Source organism: Shewanella gaetbuli (genome assembly GCF_023284065.1).
Classification (GTDB): domain Bacteria; phylum Pseudomonadota; class Gammaproteobacteria; order Enterobacterales; family Shewanellaceae; genus Shewanella; species Shewanella gaetbuli.
The window spans coordinates 1-528 of record NZ_JAKIKP010000032.1; the positions used below are offsets into that span (position 1 = coordinate 1).

Sequence of the window (528 nt, forward strand, 5' to 3'; positions counted from 1 at the left end):
AGACATCATCATATTAAATACTATCAGCTTTCCAAATTGTTAAAGAGCGGGCTTAAAAAAGCCAAAGATAAATTTAAACTTATCTTTGGCCTCTCTAACCAATGCATGCTTCTCTTAGAGAAGTAATGGTGGAGCTATGCGGGATCGAACCGCAGACCTCCTGCGTGCAAGGCAGGCGCTCTCCCAGCTGAGCTATAGCCCCATTACATGCAGCGAGAATTACGTTTACCTTCAATGAAGGCGTTGTTACCAAATCATTTCTAATCAAGGCGGTTGATGACGACGTTTAGTTCACTAAACAAGTTATCAGCCAACGCAGAGTAGAAAGGATTTTGGTGGGTCAGAGTGGACTTGAACCACCGACCTCACCCTTATCAGGGGTGCGCTCTAACCAGCTGAGCTACAGACCCAACGTAATTTCTCTTTCTTCTATCAAGTAATCTGTGTGAACACTCAGCAAATATTGAGTTAGTCGTATAGGTAAGGAGGTGATCCAGCCCCAGGTTCCCCTAGGGCTACCTTGTTACG

2 tRNA genes are annotated in these 528 nt (G+C 44.9%); both read right to left on the reverse strand.

What is annotated here, in order from left to right:
• Window positions 1-126: 126 nt before the first annotated feature.
• Window positions 127-202, reverse strand: a tRNA-Ala gene (locus L2672_RS17250).
• Between the two features lie 131 nt (window positions 203-333).
• Window positions 334-410 (reverse strand) — tRNA-Ile (locus L2672_RS17255).
• Between the last annotated feature and the right edge of the window lie 118 nt (window positions 411-528).